Raw genomic sequence first — 16,487 nt, 5'->3', positions numbered from 1 at the left:
GCTGTCGTCCCTTCCTAGACCGGCGCGCTGAGGGCGTCGGCCGGTGGCACCCGGTCGATCTCGTCCCACAGCAGGGTGAGGTGGAGACCGAGGTGTTCGGGGGAGCCGCCCTCGCTGCCCGCGTCGCGACGCAGCTCCCAGACCAGCTCGCGCAGGTTTGCGACGCTGCGCGCCATGAGCACCTCGGGGATGTACGAATCGAACCGTGACGCCGCCGCGCGATCGCGACACCAGAGGACGACCGGCAGTCCGGCGGTGACCGCGGCGCCGATCGCCGCCTGGATGTGCCGTTCGGCGCCGCTGACGAACAGCACGAGACAGACCGGGTAGTCGTCGTTGCCGAGCAGTCGGGCGTGCAGGTGCTGCGCGACGTACGGCTCGGTGAGCCGCTCGAAGGCGACCGCCCGGGCCTGCACGGCGGAACCCTGCTCGCGCAGCCGCCGGTGCCGCGTCCGCCAGCGGGGACGCATCAGGGAGTTGCGCATCCGGGTGAGGTCGCGGACGACCACCGGGTAGTGCACGCCGAGGGCCGTGTAGAGCCCCGGAGCCGCCACCTGCCACCGGTCGAACTCGTAGTCGAGCAGGGGTCGGGGCACGATGAACTCGACAGTCAGTTGACCGATCTCGGCGGTACTGCGATTGGCCAGTTCGGTGAGCGCCTCATCGATCTTGAGCTGGATCTGCTCCAGTCGGAACCGATCCCCCGGCCCGTCCGGGACGCGTTCCCAGTGCCACGGCAGCCGGCCGGGATCGCCCGGGGTCACCAACCAGGCCTCGAACAGGTACCGGGAGGCGTCGATGCCGTCCGCGTCCAGCAGCACCACGAAGTAGGAGCGGTACTGGTCGCCGTCCGAGGGTCTGGGACCGCCCGCCGACCCGGCCGGCGGCGGGGTCGCCGCCGGACCCGGCGGGACCCCCATCCGCCGCGCGACCGCGTCGGCGAGGCGGCCGGCGATCCGGCGGGCCGGTAGGGCGACCCGGCCCGCCAGGTCGTCCAGGAAGGCGACCAGCGGCGGGCGTACGTCGGGGTCGGAGATCGCGTCCTCCAGCTCCCGGAGTACGGCCGCCAGGTCGGTGACCGGTGGGCGCACCCGCGGACCGAGCCGCGCCACCGCGCCGCGGCACAGGTCCAGCAGCACCGGCGGATCGAGGCCGCCGGCCAGCTCGACGATCCGGCCGCGTTCGTCGGCGGTGAGGATCTCCGGCGGCAGGTGGATGGCGACGAGTGCGCGGAAGCGGTCCAGCTCCGGGCTCTCACCGTCCACCGCCGCCACCGCCTCGGGCAACAGCCGAAGCGCCCCCGGCACCTCCTCGCAGGCCGCGACGAGTCCCCAGAGGTCGGTGAAGGGCACGTCGGAGCGGCGGAAGACCGGCTCGCCGTCGATCAGGTGGCCGAGTTGCCGTACGTACCGGTCGCGGTGGGTGCGTACCTCGGCACCGGTGAGCGCGAGCATCGCGTCGACCAGCCGGCGGTGGTCGTGGGATTCGAGGGTCACCGGCGCCGCCATCCGAGCGCACTTCGGCAGCGCCGGAGGACACCGCTATCGACCATGTCTCCTCCGATGCGATGCCGAGAACCACCCATTGCGGCGGGTATACAGATAGTACGGAGGCAACCGCGTGCGGTAGAACCCTTCGCACGGAGGAAATCTATTAGCTTAAATTGAACGCATCGGACGGATCGGTGGAATACCGACCGCAGCCAGCGGTGCGGGCCGGTCCGTCGCCCGCAGCGCCTCGTGACCGGTGTGAATGGCGTTGCGGATGTCCGCCACCACCGCTCCGCCCCCGTCCGGCACCGGTGCGCGCAACGCGTCCCGTACGCCGAGCTGGCGGGCGTGCAGCAGGGAGATCAGCTCGTCTCGGCGTACCTCCACGGCCCGCCGGACCTCCGGCAGCCGCGCCAGCGGCGGCCGCCATACTCCCTCGGGCCCGCCGTCGCCGGCCGGACCGCCGGACCAGGCCGGGTCGGTGGCGCGCAGCCGGGTGCGGGCGACGTCGAGCCGGCGGACCTGCGCCTCGCCGCAGGCGATGGCCTCCTGGACGGCCGGTCCGATCTCCATGCCCGCGGCCTCGCACTCCACCGCCATCTCCGGGTCGAGCAGGAACGCGCGGGTCAGCGCCGCACCGTCACCGGCCCACGCCGCGGAGAGCACCAGCAGCGGCGGGCACAGCGGCAACGCGTCGACGGAGTCGGTCAGCACCTGGGTCGCGCGCTGGTCGCCGCCCGCCCGCAGCGTGACGACCGCGAGCAGCAGCGCCCCGGCGGTCAGCGCGGCCGTCGGCGCCGGGCGGTCGGGCGGGGCCTCCCGCAGCCCTCCGGCGGCCGCCGCGAACGCGTGGCCTGCGGCCCGCCAGCGTCCGCCGATCGCATGGCTGATCCCGAGTCCCCACCAGGCACCGGCCGTCCCGTCGACGCGCACCGCCGCCTCGAACCGGGTGGTCGCCTCGTCCCAGCTGCCCGCCCGCAGGGCCAGCCAACCCGTACGGTCGGCCGAACCCCTCAGCATCCGCTCCACCGGTTCGGGCAACCCCGCCTCCCAGTGCAGGCGCTCCGCCGCCCAGGGGACGGGCCGCTGGCGGGGCGGGACCGGACCGTCCGACCGGTCGGCACCGCGCCCGTCCCGAACCTCCACACCGGCCGGCGGCAGGGGCGCGGTCCGGCCGGCCGCCGTGGCCAGGGCCGGGCCCCGTGAGCTTCGGGCGACGTAGAGGTCGCCCTCGCCGTACATCCAGCGGCGGGGCGTCTGCCCGCCGGCCACCGCGACCGAGTCCCTGACGTACCGGTAGAGCTCGTCGGCGGATACCAGTCCGTCACCGTCCAGGTCGGCGTCACCGGTGCGCAGCCCCTCGATCACCGCGCCGGCGAAGACGGAGTGCCGAGGGTTGTCGGTCAGCGGCAGCGGCTCGCCGGCCGGCTCCCAGGCGTACTCGTGGGCCGTGGTGGCGGTCAGGACGGCGCGGCCGGTGCCCTCGCCCGGGAACAGGTCCCCGCCGCGGACGCCCGCGTCGCCCTGGTGGGTCAACACCCGCGACACCGCTCCGCTGAAGCAGCAGTCCAGCAGCAGGACCATCCGCTGGCAGGCCGAGCGGTTGAGCAGGCGGTTGATCAGTTCCGTGGGAAGCGCGGTGGCCGGCAGGTCGTCGACGTCCGTGTCGGCGAGAGCGAGGTAGAGCAGCCCGTCGATGTCGCGTCGGCCGTGGCAGGCGAAGAAGAGCAGCAGGTGGTCCGACCGGCCGGCCGACCGCAGCAGTCGGGCGATCTCCAGCCGGGCCTCGTGCTCGGTCGGGTTGACCAGCAGCCGTACGTCGTAGGCGCCGACCGTCGGGTCACCGAGCAGCCGGGCCAGCACCTGGACGTCGTGTGCCGGAGACCGGAGGCGGGACAGCTTGGGATCGTCGTACTCGTCACAGGCGATCAACAGGGCGCGTCTGCGCGTCACCGGGGAAGTTTCCGGTCGAGCCAGGTCTGGGCGATGCGGCGCTGGTCGGCGGCGGAGACTCCGGTGAGGTCGAGTTCGCTGCCGTCCGGCTCGACGATCCGCACGCCGCGCCCCTGGCGCTGGCCGGCCCAGGCGAGGAGGAGTTCCAGCACCGCGATGATCGACGGGAGAGCGGGTTCGATGGCCAGCGCGACGGCACCGATCATCTCGATCTCGCCGGCACGGGTGCCGTCCGGCGCGACCTCGGTCGGTGCGGGCAACCGTTCCCCGTACGGCGCCAGTTCCAGGGCCAACTGCCGGGCACCGAGTTCCAGCTCGCCAGGTCCGTCCTCCGGGCCCCCGCGCAGGAGCGCGGCGATCGGCAGCCCGCTGTGGTCAGCCATCAGGTTCCTCCCCGGGTAAGGATCCATCCGACTCGATTGCACCATCGGTGGTCAACGCGCGCCCGGGCCGGCGCGGCCGGGCGGCGCCGGCGAGGTGCCCGTCCGGGCCGGCCCGCCCTCGTCCCGAGCTCGTCGCCACCCGTTGGGGCGGCCCGGGCGTGAAGAAAGCCCTCTTCGGAGACGATCCGCCGGCCTGACCCAGCCGCGGTGGAAGCGTTGGCTGCCATACGGTCACCAGGTGCCTATGGTGGTGCGTCACAACGAATGCGCAGCTTCCGACAGCACGGCCGCCGAACCCAAGAGCAGACCCGCCATTCGCGCGGTCGCTGAACCCGACCACATGATCAGAGTGGCGGTTGACCTGCGGTGGTGCTGACCTGGTCCGGCAGTTCCGGGCCGGGTGCCCGGTCGCCGCCGTCTCGCAGCCGGATGGAATGCCATGCCGCGCGTACGTGGCTGCGCATGACCGACTCCGCCCAGTCGGGGTCGGGCGCGGCCAGCGCCGCCACCAGTTCGTGATGGTGAGCCAGGCTACGGCGCAGCGCGTCCGGGCTGTAGCGGGAGAAGGTACGCCAGACGAGCGGCATCTGGATCACCGATGAGACGACGCCGGCCAGTCGGCTGTTGTCGGACGCCTCAAGGATCATCCGGTGGAACCGGTTGTTCAGCTCGGTGAGCTCGTCCACATCGGTCGGTCGTCCGTCCGGTGCCACCTCGTCCATCCGGTGGGCCAGCGCGTCGAGCGCGTCCACGTCGATGGTGCCCGTGGTCGCCGCCAGTCGGCAGCCCCAGGGCTCGAGCACGGCCCGCAGGCTGAAGATCTCGTCGAGGTCGTGGATGCTCCACGCCTGGACCTGCACGCCACGGTTGCGTTCGTGGCGGACCAGTCCCTCCGCCGTCAGCCGTCTGAGCGCCTCCCGGACCGGGGTCCGACTCACCCCGATCGACTCGGCCAACTCGCCCTCGCGGAGCCACGCGCCGGCCGACCGTTGCCCGGACAGGATCTGTTCCCGGATCAGCCGATAGGCATCGTCGGCGGCGTGGCCGTTGTCGGCCTCCCGCAGTGGCGTGTGGTCACTCATGATGCCCGGACCGTAGCAACACGGCAGGTTGTATGCAATCTCCCTCCAGGGCATTGACACCCGAGGAACACAGGCCTACTTTCCCAGCACAACTTGCTGTAACGGCAGTCACATACCTGTGAATTGCATGCAAAGAGACACTGATGAGGGGCTCATGAGCACTCCACTGCCGCTTGACGACATCCGGGTGATCGAGCTCGGACAGCTGCTGGCGGGGCCGTTCTGCGGTCAACTCCTGGGTGACTTCGGCGCCGAGGTGATCAAGGTCGAGGACCCGGGTCAGGGCGACCCCATGCGGCAGTGGGGACGCGAGAAGCCCTACGGCAAGTCGCTCTGGTGGCCGGTGGTGGCGCGGAACAAGAAGTCCGTGACCGCGAACCTGCGGACCGAGCAGGGTCAGGATCTGGTACGCCAGCTCGTCGCGCGAGCGGACGTGTTGATCGAGAACTTCCGGCCCGGCACGTTGGAGCGCTGGGGGTTGGCCCCGGAGCGGCTGTGGGAGATCAACCCCGGTCTGATCGTCACCCGCGTGACCGGTTTCGGGCAGACGGGCCCGTACTCGTCGCGTGCCGGATACGGATCGATCGGCGAGGCGATGGGCGGCATCCGCTACGTGACCGGCGACCCCGACCGCCCTCCAGCCCGGGCCGGCGTCTCTCTCGGCGATTCGCTGGCGGCGACGTTCGCCTGCCTGGGCACCCTGGTGGCGCTGCACCAGCGCGGACGTACCGGTCGAGGCCAGGTGGTGGACTCGGCCATCTACGAGGCCGTGCTGGCGATGATGGAATCGCTCATCCCCGAGTACCAGATCGCTGGCTACCAGCGGGAACGGACCGGAACGACCCTTCCGAACGTGTCCCCGAGCAACGTCTACCCGACGGCCGACGGCGAGATGGTGCTGATCGCGGCGAACCAGGACACGGTCTTCCGCCGGCTCGCCGAGGCGATGGGGCGGGTGGAGCTGGCCACCGACGAGAAGTACGCCACCCACGGCGCCCGAGGCCGCTGGATGGAGCAGCTGGACGGCCTGGTCGCCGAATGGAGCTCGACGCTCGCGGCCGACGATCTGCTCGAACGGCTGCACGCCCAGGGCGTTCCGGCAGGCCGCATCTTCAGGGCCCGGGACATGCTCGAGGACCCGCACTTCGCCTCGCGGGAGGCCATAGTCCGACTGACCCACCCCGGTCTCGGGGAGTTCGCCATGCACAACGTCGTACCCAAGCTCTCTGACAGCCCGGGCCGGGTCCGGCACGTCGGCCCCGAGCTCGGTGAACACAACGAGGACATCTATCGCGACCTGCTGGGGCTCGGCGACGACGCGATGGCGTCGCTGCGTTCCGCCGGCGTCATCTGAGGAGGAACCATGACCTACCGACTCGGCGTGGACGTGGGGGGAACGTTCACCGACATCCTGCTGATCGACGAGGCGACCGGAGAGACCTACCGGGCCAAGACCTCCTCCACCCCCGAGGATCAGTCCATCGGGGTGCTGCGCGGCACCGAGCGGGCCTGCGAGGCCGCCGGCGTGCCCATGTCGGAGATCACTGAGGTGTTCCACGGCACCACTGTCGCCACGAACGCGATCCTCGAGGGCAAGGGCGCCCGGGTTGGGCTGGTCACCACCGACGGCTTCCGGCAGGTGCTCCAGATCGCCCGTTCCTTCGTGCCAGGTGGCCTTGCCGGCTGGATCATCTGGCCCAAGCCGGAGCCGCTGGCGGCGCTGGAGGACACCGTGGAGGTCGTCGGCAGGATCGGCGCCGACGGCGCGGTGGTGACCGAACTCGACGAGGCTGACGTCCGTGCGAAGCTGCGCAAGCTCCGCGCGCAGGGCATTGAGGCGTTGAGCGTCAGCCTGATCAACTCCTACGCCAACCCGCAGCACGAGCGCCGGGTGGCCGAGTTGTCCGCGGAGGAGCTTCCGGGCGTACCGGTGTCGGTGTCGTCCTCGGTGTTGCCGGAGCTTCGGGAGTACGAGCGAACCATCACCACCGTCGCGAACGCGGCCGTTCAGCCGCAGGTGGCGCGCTACGTGGCCAACCTCGAGGCGCAGCTGCGCGAGTCCGGGGTGGACGGCCGGCTGTGCATCCTGCGCAGCGACGGTGGCCTGGTCTCCGCTGCCGTCGCCGCGGACAACCCGGTGAACCTGCTGCTGTCCGGCCCTGCCGGCGGGGTGACCGGCGCGGCCTGGGTGGCGGAGCAGGCCGGCTACCCGGACTTCCTGACCTTCGACATGGGCGGCACCTCCACCGACGTCGCCCTGGTGCAGGGGCTCACGCCGCGGGTGGGTCGGGAGACCACGGTCGGGGACCTCAAGGTCCGCGCCACCTCCGTCGACGTACGAACCGTGGGTGCCGGCGGCGGATCCATCGCCCACGTACCGCCGCTGACCCAGGCGCTGCGGGTAGGACCGCAGTCGGCCGGTGCCGCACCCGGTCCCGCCGCGTACGCGGCGGGCGGTGAGCAACCGACGGTGACCGACGCGAACGTGGTGCTCGGCTACCTGCCCACCGATCTGGCCGGTGGCGAGATCACCCTGGACCGTGCGGCGGCACGAGCCGCGGTGAAGTCGATCGCCGACGCCACCGGGCTGGAGTCGGTCGAGGCCGCCGCCGCGGGCATCATCGACATCGTCAACGAGAACATGTTCGGGGCGTTGCGGCTGGTGTCGGTGCAGCAGGGCTTCGACCCGCGCGACTACGCGCTGGTGGCCTTCGGTGGCGCCGGCCCGTTGCACGCCAACGCCCTCGGCAGACTGACCGGTGCCTGGCCGGTGATCATCCCGCCGTCGCCGGGAGTGCTGTGCGCCTACGGCGACGCGACGACCAATCTGCGCGACGAGTCGGTGCGGACGTTGGTGCGCCGCTTCACCGAGATGACCGACGAGAGCCTGCGCGCGGTGCTCACCGAACTCGCGAGCAAGGCGTGCGCCACGCTCAGCGAACAGGGTGTTCCCGAGGATGAGCAGCACGTCGTCTACTCCGCCGACCTGCGCTACCACGGACAGGGTTTCGAGATTCCGGTGGCAGTCGACATCGACGCCTTCGACGGGGCCGGCGGTGGGCTCGCGGCCCTGCGGTCGGCGTTCGACGCCGATCACCAACGACTGTTCTCCTTCGTTCTCGACGCCGAACACGAGCTGGTGACCGTCCGGGCCACCGCCCACGGTCCCCGGCCCCAGGTCGCCGCGCCGACGCTGGAGCACGGTGACGCGGACCCAGGCCCCGCACTGCGGGCGCAGCACCGCATCTGGGTCGAGAGCGCCGAAGTCGAAGCCGGAATCTACGACCGGGCCCTGCTGCGAGCGGGCAACGTCGTGCCCGGTCCGGCGATCATCACCGAGATGGACTCCACCACCCTCGTGCTGCCCGGGCACACGGCTGCGGTGCACCCGAGCGGCAGCCTCCTCATCCGCCCCGCCGACACCCACCGGGAGAACTGACCATGGCACGCCTCATCGAGACCGCTACCGGACCGCTTCGCTCCGTGGATGTCGACCTGGTCACCATCGACCTGATCGAGAACGGGCTGCGCAACGCCCGCTATGAGATGGACGAGGTGCTCTTCCGGACCGCGCTGTCGCCGGGGATCCGTGAACAGCACGACGAGTTTCCGCTGATCGCCAACCCTGACGGAAAAATGATGGTGGGACAGTTCGGGCTGTCCATCCCCGACTTCCTGGACAACTTCGACGGCGACATCGAGGAGGGCGACGTCCTGCTGACGTCGGACCCCTACTCCTGCGGTGCGGCGATCAGCCACGCGAACGACTGGCTCGTGGTGCTGCCCATCTTCTTCGAGGGCCGCATCGTGGGCTGGGCGGCGATGTTCGGGCACATGTCCGATGTCGGCGGCAAGACACCGGCGTCGATGCCGACCGATGCCCGCACCATCTTCGAGGAGGGCGTGGTGATACCGCCCTTCAAGCTGTACCGCAAGGGCGTGCTCGCCGAGGACGCCCTGCGGATCATCCTCAACCAGGTGCGCAAGCCCGACTGGAACCGCGCCGACCTCAACGGCATCGTCGCGGCGTGCCGGACCGCTGCCCGTCGGGTCCAGGAGATGTGCGCCCGGTTCGGGGTGGACACCTACAACTCCGCGCTCGACCAACTCCTGGACCGCAACTACCGGGCGATGAAGGTCCTGCTCGCAGCGGTCTTCAAGGAGGGCGAAACCCTCTCGTTCACCGACTACATCTGCGACGACGGCCTCGGCTACGGCCCCTACGAGCTCAAGCTCAGCCTGACCCGTACCGGTGACAAGGTGCTGCTGGACTTCACCGGCAGCAGCCCGCAGGCGCAGGGTCCGATCAACTACTACATCAACGAGAACCTCGTCCGGATGTTCTTCGGCATCTACATGATCACCGTCGCCGACCCGCAGATCCTCTGGAACGACGGTTTCTACCCGCTGGTCGACGTCACGATCCCCGACGATTCGTTCTGGAAGCCCCAGTACCCTGCCGCCCTCAACGCGCGTAACCACGGCATCGGTCGCGTCTTCGACCTGTTCGGCGGCCTGCTCGGTCAGACGAACCCCGGGCTGCTCAACGCCGCCGGCTTCTCGTCATCACCGCACTTCATGTATTCGGGCACCTACGGGCCGGGTGAGCGCAAGGGCGAGTGGTTCCAGCTGTACTCGATCGGATTCGGCGGGATTCCCGGCCGGCCGGTGGGCGACGGCCCGGACGGCCACTCGCTGTGGCCGTCGTTCGTCAACATCCCGTGCGAGTACCTGGAGTCCTATTACCCGCTGCGGATCGAGCGATGGGAGACCATCGCGGACACCGGCGGCGCCGGGCTCCACCGCGGCGGGAACGGCGTCGACGTGGCCTACCGGTTCCTGGAGGCCGGCACGATCGCGATCCACGACGACCGCTGGCTCACCTATCCGTGGGGGGTCAACGGTGGCGAGCCCGGTGCCCGGGGCCGCAAGTGGCTCGAACGCGCCGACGGCGGCACCGAGATCCTGGGCAGCAAGGTGCACGACGTGCCCGTAGCTCCCGGGGACGTGCTGCACTTCGTCACCTGGGGTGGCGGCGGGTGGGGTGACCCGCTCGCCCGCGACCCGGAACTCGTCGGCCTCGAGGTCCGCCGGGGCCTGGTCAGCCCCACGGGGGCCCGCCGCTTCGGCGTGGTCTGCGACGAGGCCGGCACCGTCGACGTCGCGGCCACCGAGGAGGTACGGGCCGAGCTGCGCCACGGACGTCCGGACCCACTGCCCACGTTCGACATGGGACCGCCGATGGAAACCATCCTGGACCGGTGCCTGGAGGAGACCGGTCTTCCCGCTCCTCGCCCCCCTGTCGCCCGATGATGAACCCAGTGCCGGACAGCAGCGACGACGGATTCGGGGGTGTGCTTTCGCCCGGCGCCCGTCCCGCGGTGCTCGTCATCGACCTGATGCGGGCCTACTTCGACCCGGACAGCCCTCTGTGCCTGCCGTCCGCGGACTGCCTGCAATCGGCTGGCCGGGTCATCGCCGCAGCCCGCGACCACCGGATCCCCGTGCTGCACACCCGCGTCGCGTACGGGCCCGGCGGTGTCGACGGAGGCGTCTTCGTCCAGAAGGTCACCGCCCTTCGGCAGCTCTTCTCCGGTGGTGGCGCGATGGGTGAGCTGATGCCGCAGGTCTCCCCCGCCGAGGATGAACTGGTGCTGGTCAAGCAGTACGCCAGCGCCTTCTTCGGCACGTCGTTGGCGTCCACCCTGCGCGCGCAACGCATCGACACCGTCGTGCTGGTCGGCGTGAGCACGAGCGGTTGTGTCCGCGCCACTGCGGTGGACGCGATCCAGCACGGTCTCGTCCCACTGGTGGTCCGCGACGCGGTGGCCGACCGCGCACCCGGCCCGCACGAGGCGAGCCTGTTCGACCTGCAAGCCAAGTACGCCGAGGTGGTCAGCGAGGCCAGGGCCGTCGCGTACCTGTCGGAGGAGCGATGACGGTCATGGTCGACATCGTCGAAGTCTCGCCCCGCGACGGCCTGCAGAACGAGGCGACTCTGCTCAGCACCGCCGACAAGATCGAGCTGATCGAGCGGGCGGTACGGGCGGGAGCCCGGCGAGTGGAGGTGACCAGCTTCGTCAACCCCGCCCGCGTACCCCAGATGGCCGACGCGGACGAGCTGATGGCCGCGCTCCCCCGCCACGACGGCGTCCGGTACGCGGGCCTGGTGATGAACCGCCGCGGCCTGGACCGGGCCCTGACCGCAGGCGTCGACGAGATCAACGTCGTCGTCGTGGCCACGGACACCTTCTGTGGCCGCAACCAGGGCATGACCACGGCCCAGGCCTGTGACACGGCGGCGGCATTGGTGCGGGCGGCGCGCGAGGCGGGGGTGTTCGCGACGGTGACCATCGGCGCCTCGTTCGGATGCCCGTTCGAGGGCGAGGTCCCGCTGGGCCGGCTGCGGGAGGTGCTCACCCGGGTGCGGGACGCGGGTCCGGACGAGCTGGCCCTCGCCGACACCATCGGAGTGGCCGTACCCTCCGACGTCACCGAACGGCTGACGCTCGCCCGGGAGATCACGCAGTCCCGCACACCGCTGCGGCTGCACCTGCACGACACCCGGCACACCGGCGTGGCCAACGCGGTCGCGGCAGTCCAGGCGGGCGTCACCACCCTCGACGCCAGCATCGGCGGAACAGGCGGTTGCCCGTTCGCACCGGCGGCGACCGGAAACGTCGCCACCGAGGATCTCGTCTACCTCTTCGACCGGATGGGGCTGCCCACCGGCCTGGACCTGAAGGAACTCACCTCGACCGTCTCTTGGTTGGAGGGAAGACTGGGCAATCGGCTTCCAGGCGCTCTGCTCCGGGCCGGTGGTTTTCCCGCCTGAGCCTGGCCCGAACGCGGTGCCCATGGCGTAGCGCGACGCGATCTTCGCCGCGCAGGGATGACGAACCTGGTTACCGACCCCGGTAAATGGGAGGTTTTCGGGGGCGGTTCAACACCCCATAGACAAACTTAAAACCCTGACCAGCGTTTCCGCTGGTCAGGGCTTTTTGTCTGTCGGGACGGCCGGATTCGAACCGACGACCCCTTGTTACCGATAGTAACCGGATCAAGCTTGTCATTGCTTGCCGAAAGTGGTCGCTGAGCTGCCAAGACACCGCCAGGCGTTCATCGCTCCTTGTCACCCTTCGTCAACGACTGGGCGGGGTTTTCGGGGGGTAAACGGGGGCCGCAAACAGGCCTTTGCCAGGTCTGATTGCCCCGCTGGCCTGCCACCGTGTCGCGCCCGCTTTACGATATGCGTGCTGACTGCCGCCGGGCGGTCGCCCTTCACGCGGCGGGAATGAGCCGCGTCACGATCGACCAGTAGCTGGGAGTGGGCTCCGAATCGACGTCTACAGCCCCGTAGTCCTCGACAGAGCCGCGCCCTTCCGACCGTGGATACTGCTGCGGTATGGGGCTCATGGAACCGCGTCAGGGCTAGCAGATGTACTGCCCAGGCACGTTGGATCAGCTCCGAACCGAGGCCAGGCCGTGGGAGAATCGATCACCGGGTGCGCGACCGGTGATGAGCAGCTCGGGCCAGTGATGGCAGACGACGGCTACCGCGGTAACTCCGAGGTGATCATCCCGTACCGCAAACCCACCGACGGCAGCGCTCTACCAGCCTGGAAGCAAGACCTCAACGTCGAACACGTATGGTCCGGGCAGGAGTCGAAGACGTTCAGGCCAGGATGAAGTGCTTCGAGATCCCGTGTGACTACCGCTACGCCGGCCGAACATTGACCGATGTCGGTCCCGGCATCGCCGACCTCCGCAACATCATCCTCACCGGCTGAACGCTGGCTTGGTGCTGGGCAACGTCTTCACCCAGTTGCGAGACATCCCTTAGCTTGATCTTTAACCTCTGTGGGTCCTCTGGGGACCCTAGCTGGCCACGGAAACAGCCCTTGGTCGATGACCTTCTTGTCTAGGGAAGAGCATCGACCAAGGGCTGTTCTGCTGACCAGTGTGCATGACCGTGGTGTGGCTGATGCCGTCGGGGACCTGGACAGGTTCCGGCGAGTGTTCTACGACTGCATGACTTCTCGGGCTGACGCGTTGTTCGACCTGACCGACGCGGTGTTGTGCGCCGATGGGCCGGTCCGGTCGTTGGTGGAGTTGTCGCTGGTGGGTGAGCACCGCCGCGGTCACGGCGCGTTGTACGACGCCCTTGCCTGCGGACGGCTGGACATCGATCGGCTGCGGACCGCTCTCGCCGGGTTGCCGCTGCCTCGGGCGGGCCGACGGGCGTCTCGTGCTGGCAGTGGGTATCACCTGCTGGCTGAGGCCGGACGCCCACACCTCGCCGCAGCGGATCCTGTGCCACACCTACGGGCGTGGCAAGGACCAGACGATCATGCCGGGTTGGCCGTACTCGATGGTCGTGGCCCTGGAGGCGGGCCGCAGTTCGTGGACCGCGCCGCTGGACGCGGTGCGGCTGGCGCCCGGTGCTGACGCGGCGGCGATTACCGCCGGGCAGGTGCGCGCCATCGTGGGCCGGCTGGTCGCGGCCGGGCAGTGGCAGGCAGGTGACCCAGACGTCCTGGTCGTGGCCGACGCCGGCTACGACGCGCCCCGCCTGGCGTTCCTCCTGGCCGATCTGCCCATGCAGGTCCTCGCCCGGATGCGCTCGGACCGGGTACTACGCCGGGCCGCGCCGCCCCGCCTGCCGGGAACGAACGGCCGCCCGCCTCGCCACGGCGGCGAGTTCATCTTCGGCGATCCCGCCACCTGGGGCGAACCCGACGCAGCCACAATCACCGACACCCGCCTCTACGGCACCGCATGGGCCCGAGCCTGGAACCGGCTGCATCCCCGGCTGACCCACCGCAACGCCTGAACCAACACGGCGAAGACACTGCCGATCATCGAGGGAACCGTCATCCGCCTCGAGGTCGGCCACCTGCCCAGCGGTGCGACCCCGAAACCGGTGTGCCTATGGTGGTCCGGCGTCGCCCTCACTGCCGCTGACGTCGACCGGCTCTGGCAAACCTTCCTGCGCCGCTTCGACATCGAACACACATTCCGCCTGTTCAAACAGACCCTCGGCTGGACCTGCCCGAAAATCCGCACCCCACAGGCAGCCGACCTCTGGACGTGGCTGATCCTCGCCGCCCACACACTCCGCCTGGCCCGCACCGCGTCCGCCGACCTGCGCCGCCCCTGGGAGAAACCCACCCCATCCCAGCGCCTGTCACCCGCCCGCGTCCGCCGAGGGTTTCGACACCTCCGCACGAAGACCACCTGCCCCGCCGGCGCACCGAAACCCTCCCAGCCAGGACCCGGACGACCACCCGGTCGCCGCAACACCCAGCCCACCCCGCGTCACGACGTCCACATCGCGACGACCAAGACGACCAGCAAACCGGACACCAAGAAAACGAAGACGGCGAATCCCCGTCCACGCCGAACAGGTTAAAAATCAAGTTGGACATCAATCACCCGAAGACATCCAGAGCCGGGGCATCTCCCTGTCATACCCCTGGTCCATGATGGAGGCATGATGAACCCGGCTCGGCCTGAGCCGCCCGCCCTGCGGCCGGATTCCGACGTCACAGGAAGATCGATTTATGAAGCTCGGCGCGACTGGTCGCAGTCGTACGCGAAAGCTCATCGCGCTAGGCGCCAGCTCGGAGCCGCGGCCTCGTTAGTGTTCACTGTGGTTGTAGTGATTGGTTCCTACAATTTTCCGGGGATCGCAGAGGCGGCCCTACTGCCGGACAGGGTCTTTTTCGTGATCCTATTGCCGCTATTTCCGTTATCGGTAGCACGATTCGCGGCAGGGGTAAGGCTCGATGGCGACACAGAGGTTAAGGGCTGGGCCGTGGCCTGGGTGTCGGCACTTGGGGCAGCAGCGGTTCTTTTCTTCGGATATATGGAGCACGGCCAGGCGATAGTGGGAACGCTCCTAGGGCTATGCAGCATAGCTCAAGTCGCCGCCCTCGCAATCTGCATGTTCATACCGATCGACCAACGATTCGAGGATGAGGTGGTACTGCCGCGCATCCTCAAGACACATGTGCCGCCAGCTGAAGGCAAGGATGAGGTAGCACTGACCGATTACCGCGATGCCGAGAAAATGGCGGCGGCCTGGCTTCGACGATTCGGCTACCCGGATGCTGAGGTTACGCCAGTGGGCCCGGATAACGGGATCGACGTAGCCGCGCGGGGCGCAGTTGCACAGGTCAAACTGTGGCACACCAAGCGTGTGGGAATCAGTGAGGTGCAGCGATTGGCTGGGCTAACGAAGCCTGGACAGCAAGCCTTCTTTTTCGCCCGCAGCGGTTATACAAAGAAGGCCGAGGAGTGGGCTTCAGATCCGTCCCATCGGGTAGCGCTATTTGAACTGGACGGCGACGGTAATCTTCGAGCGGCAAACTTCACTGCGCTGCGCGCTCTCTACAAGGCACCCTTCCGCATGCCCCGGTCAAATCGTGATCCTTTGTCCGTGAAATTCAAAGCTGCCCTTGGTTCAATTTTCATATTTGGCATGGTCACGATTCCCATCATGGCCGCGTTCATTCTGACGAGCCCCGGTGTTAAGCTCGCTCCTTCCCTGCTACTCCTCGCAGCGATGTGGCTTCTTTATTTCTTGGGCTTCACCGTTACTCTGCGTCGGGATTTTCGACGCCTTACGTGCGCGATGGCGGCCCGATGGCGGGGGGAAGCATGGCCCGGGTGGGGCGAGATCTTGACAGAACCAGTCGCGGCTGGCAGGGATGACGACCTACCTCCCGGCCTATTCGCCGGCTACCTGGAAAAGGGCGGCCTAGGGGCCCTAATCTCGATTGTCGAGGGCTTGGTCTTCCTGCGGAAGGCAAAGGAGTGGGCCTTGTGCAGAACGGGAATCAGCCGTCGACCTAAAGCGCCATTCGGAATCGGCGAGCTCATGGCCGTGGGCCTTCTCATGGACATGGGAAGGATTCCAGGCCGACGCAGATCTCACGAAAGGCGATAAACAGGCGCGGCGAGATGACCGGAGCCAGCGATTAAGTATTTCGGCTAAGCGAGAGTGCCAACCCCACACACAGGCCGACCCGCTCCACATAGGATCTCACTGGCATCGCACGTTATCTCACGACGTGACGGCAACCGTGACGGCAACCGTGACGGCAACGTAAGCTGCCGCCGACACCCCTGAACAGCAGGCCACTACGCTGCGTAACGACGGTTGCATGGTCGCCGCCCATATATCGCACCATTGCCAGCGCGTCACTTTGGCGTTGATGCCCTTATGTCACGTCGCCCACCACGCCGGACACGCCATTCTGGAGCCGAGCACTTACCGTGGCGGCAATGCGCCTAATCGCAGTCCAGCGCGAATCGCCATCCAAGGAATCCCACCCCCAGGCAGAATCGAGTTCGTCAGAATTCGACTCCATTTCCGCAAAGGCGGTATCTATCGCTGCGAGCATCTTCCCAGATTCCTCATCAATGCCGACTTTGCCATATAAGGAAAGAAGTGGTTTCAGCGCATCGTCAAACTCCAAAGCGAGCTCGTCAGTCGAAGGCGCCACACCGAGTTCGGCAAGATATGCTCGCTGACGATCCGCAGGCCACGAGAGGCGCGCAAGCACTTCCAGGAG

11 protein-coding genes and 1 pseudogene are annotated in these 16,487 nt (G+C 68.6%); 7 read left to right on the top strand and 5 right to left on the bottom strand.

Annotated elements, in window-relative coordinates; genetic code table 11:
* Positions 1-14: 14 nt before the first annotated feature.
* The 4 genes from ACX27O_RS26805 to ACX27O_RS26790 form a co-directional block, all read right to left on the bottom strand.
* Complete coding sequence (locus tag ACX27O_RS26805; protein WP_458940267.1) at positions 15-1,508, bottom strand: VMAP-C domain-containing protein; 1,494 nt, start codon at positions 1,506-1,508, stop codon at positions 15-17.
* Between the two features lie 150 nt (positions 1,509-1,658).
* Positions 1,659-3,443 (bottom strand): caspase family protein, encoded by a 1,785-nt coding sequence (locus tag ACX27O_RS26800; RefSeq protein WP_458940266.1) that lies wholly within the window; start codon positions 3,441-3,443, stop codon positions 1,659-1,661.
* The gene (locus ACX27O_RS26795) at positions 3,440-3,826 is read right to left on the bottom strand and encodes a hypothetical protein (protein WP_210857523.1); all 387 of its coding nucleotides are present in this window, start codon (positions 3,824-3,826) and stop codon (positions 3,440-3,442) included. Before ACX27O_RS26795 ends, ACX27O_RS26800 begins: the two co-directional genes overlap by 4 nt.
* 344 nt (positions 3,827-4,170) lie before the next feature.
* A complete protein-coding gene (locus ACX27O_RS26790; protein WP_051708166.1) occupies positions 4,171-4,908 on the bottom strand; it encodes a GntR family transcriptional regulator in 738 nt (245 codons plus the stop codon).
* A 154-nt stretch (positions 4,909-5,062) separates the two neighbouring features.
* Between ACX27O_RS26790 and ACX27O_RS26785 the strand changes: the two genes are divergently transcribed.
* From ACX27O_RS26785 to ACX27O_RS26755, 7 genes and pseudogenes are all read left to right on the top strand, one after another.
* The gene (locus tag ACX27O_RS26785; RefSeq protein ID WP_030328559.1) at positions 5,063-6,262 is read left to right on the top strand and encodes a CaiB/BaiF CoA transferase family protein; all 1,200 of its coding nucleotides are present in this window, start codon (positions 5,063-5,065) and stop codon (positions 6,260-6,262) included.
* Positions 6,263-6,271: 9 nt separating this feature from the next.
* Entirely contained in the window at positions 6,272-8,347 is a 2,076-nt protein-coding gene (locus tag ACX27O_RS26780; RefSeq protein ID WP_458940265.1) for a hydantoinase/oxoprolinase family protein, read from the top strand.
* 2 nt (positions 8,348-8,349) lie between these two features.
* Positions 8,350-10,221 carry a hydantoinase B/oxoprolinase family protein gene (locus tag ACX27O_RS26775; RefSeq protein WP_030328564.1) on the top strand — a complete coding sequence of 624 codons (1,872 nt, stop codon included), beginning with the start codon at positions 8,350-8,352 and terminating at the stop codon, positions 10,219-10,221.
* Between the two features lie 8 nt (positions 10,222-10,229).
* Positions 10,230-10,847: an isochorismatase family protein gene (locus ACX27O_RS26770; protein WP_210857522.1), complete on the top strand. Its 618-nt coding sequence runs from the start codon at positions 10,230-10,232 to the stop codon at positions 10,845-10,847.
* On the top strand, positions 10,844-11,743 hold the full coding sequence (locus tag ACX27O_RS26765) for a hydroxymethylglutaryl-CoA lyase (protein ID WP_458940264.1): 900 nt from the start codon (positions 10,844-10,846) through the stop codon (positions 11,741-11,743). Before ACX27O_RS26770 ends, ACX27O_RS26765 begins: the two co-directional genes overlap by 4 nt.
* Positions 11,744-12,861: 1,118 nt before the next feature.
* Positions 12,862-14,320: pseudogene (locus ACX27O_RS26760) on the top strand (NF041680 family putative transposase).
* 231 nt (positions 14,321-14,551) lie between these two features.
* Positions 14,552-15,859, top strand: coding sequence for a restriction endonuclease (locus ACX27O_RS26755; protein ID WP_210857520.1), 1,308 nt, complete (start codon positions 14,552-14,554; stop codon positions 15,857-15,859).
* Positions 15,860-16,133: 274 nt separating this feature from the next.
* Here the strand turns inward: ACX27O_RS26755 and ACX27O_RS26750 are convergent, their stop codons facing one another.
* Positions 16,134-16,391, bottom strand: coding sequence for a hypothetical protein (locus tag ACX27O_RS26750; protein WP_387217674.1), 258 nt, complete (start codon positions 16,389-16,391; stop codon positions 16,134-16,136).
* Positions 16,392-16,487 lie beyond the last annotated feature (96 nt).

Source organism: Micromonospora sp. SD19, assembly GCF_054462275.1.
Note: the sequence above shows the minus strand (reverse complement) of the source record. Positions and strands in the feature narration are given on the sequence as shown.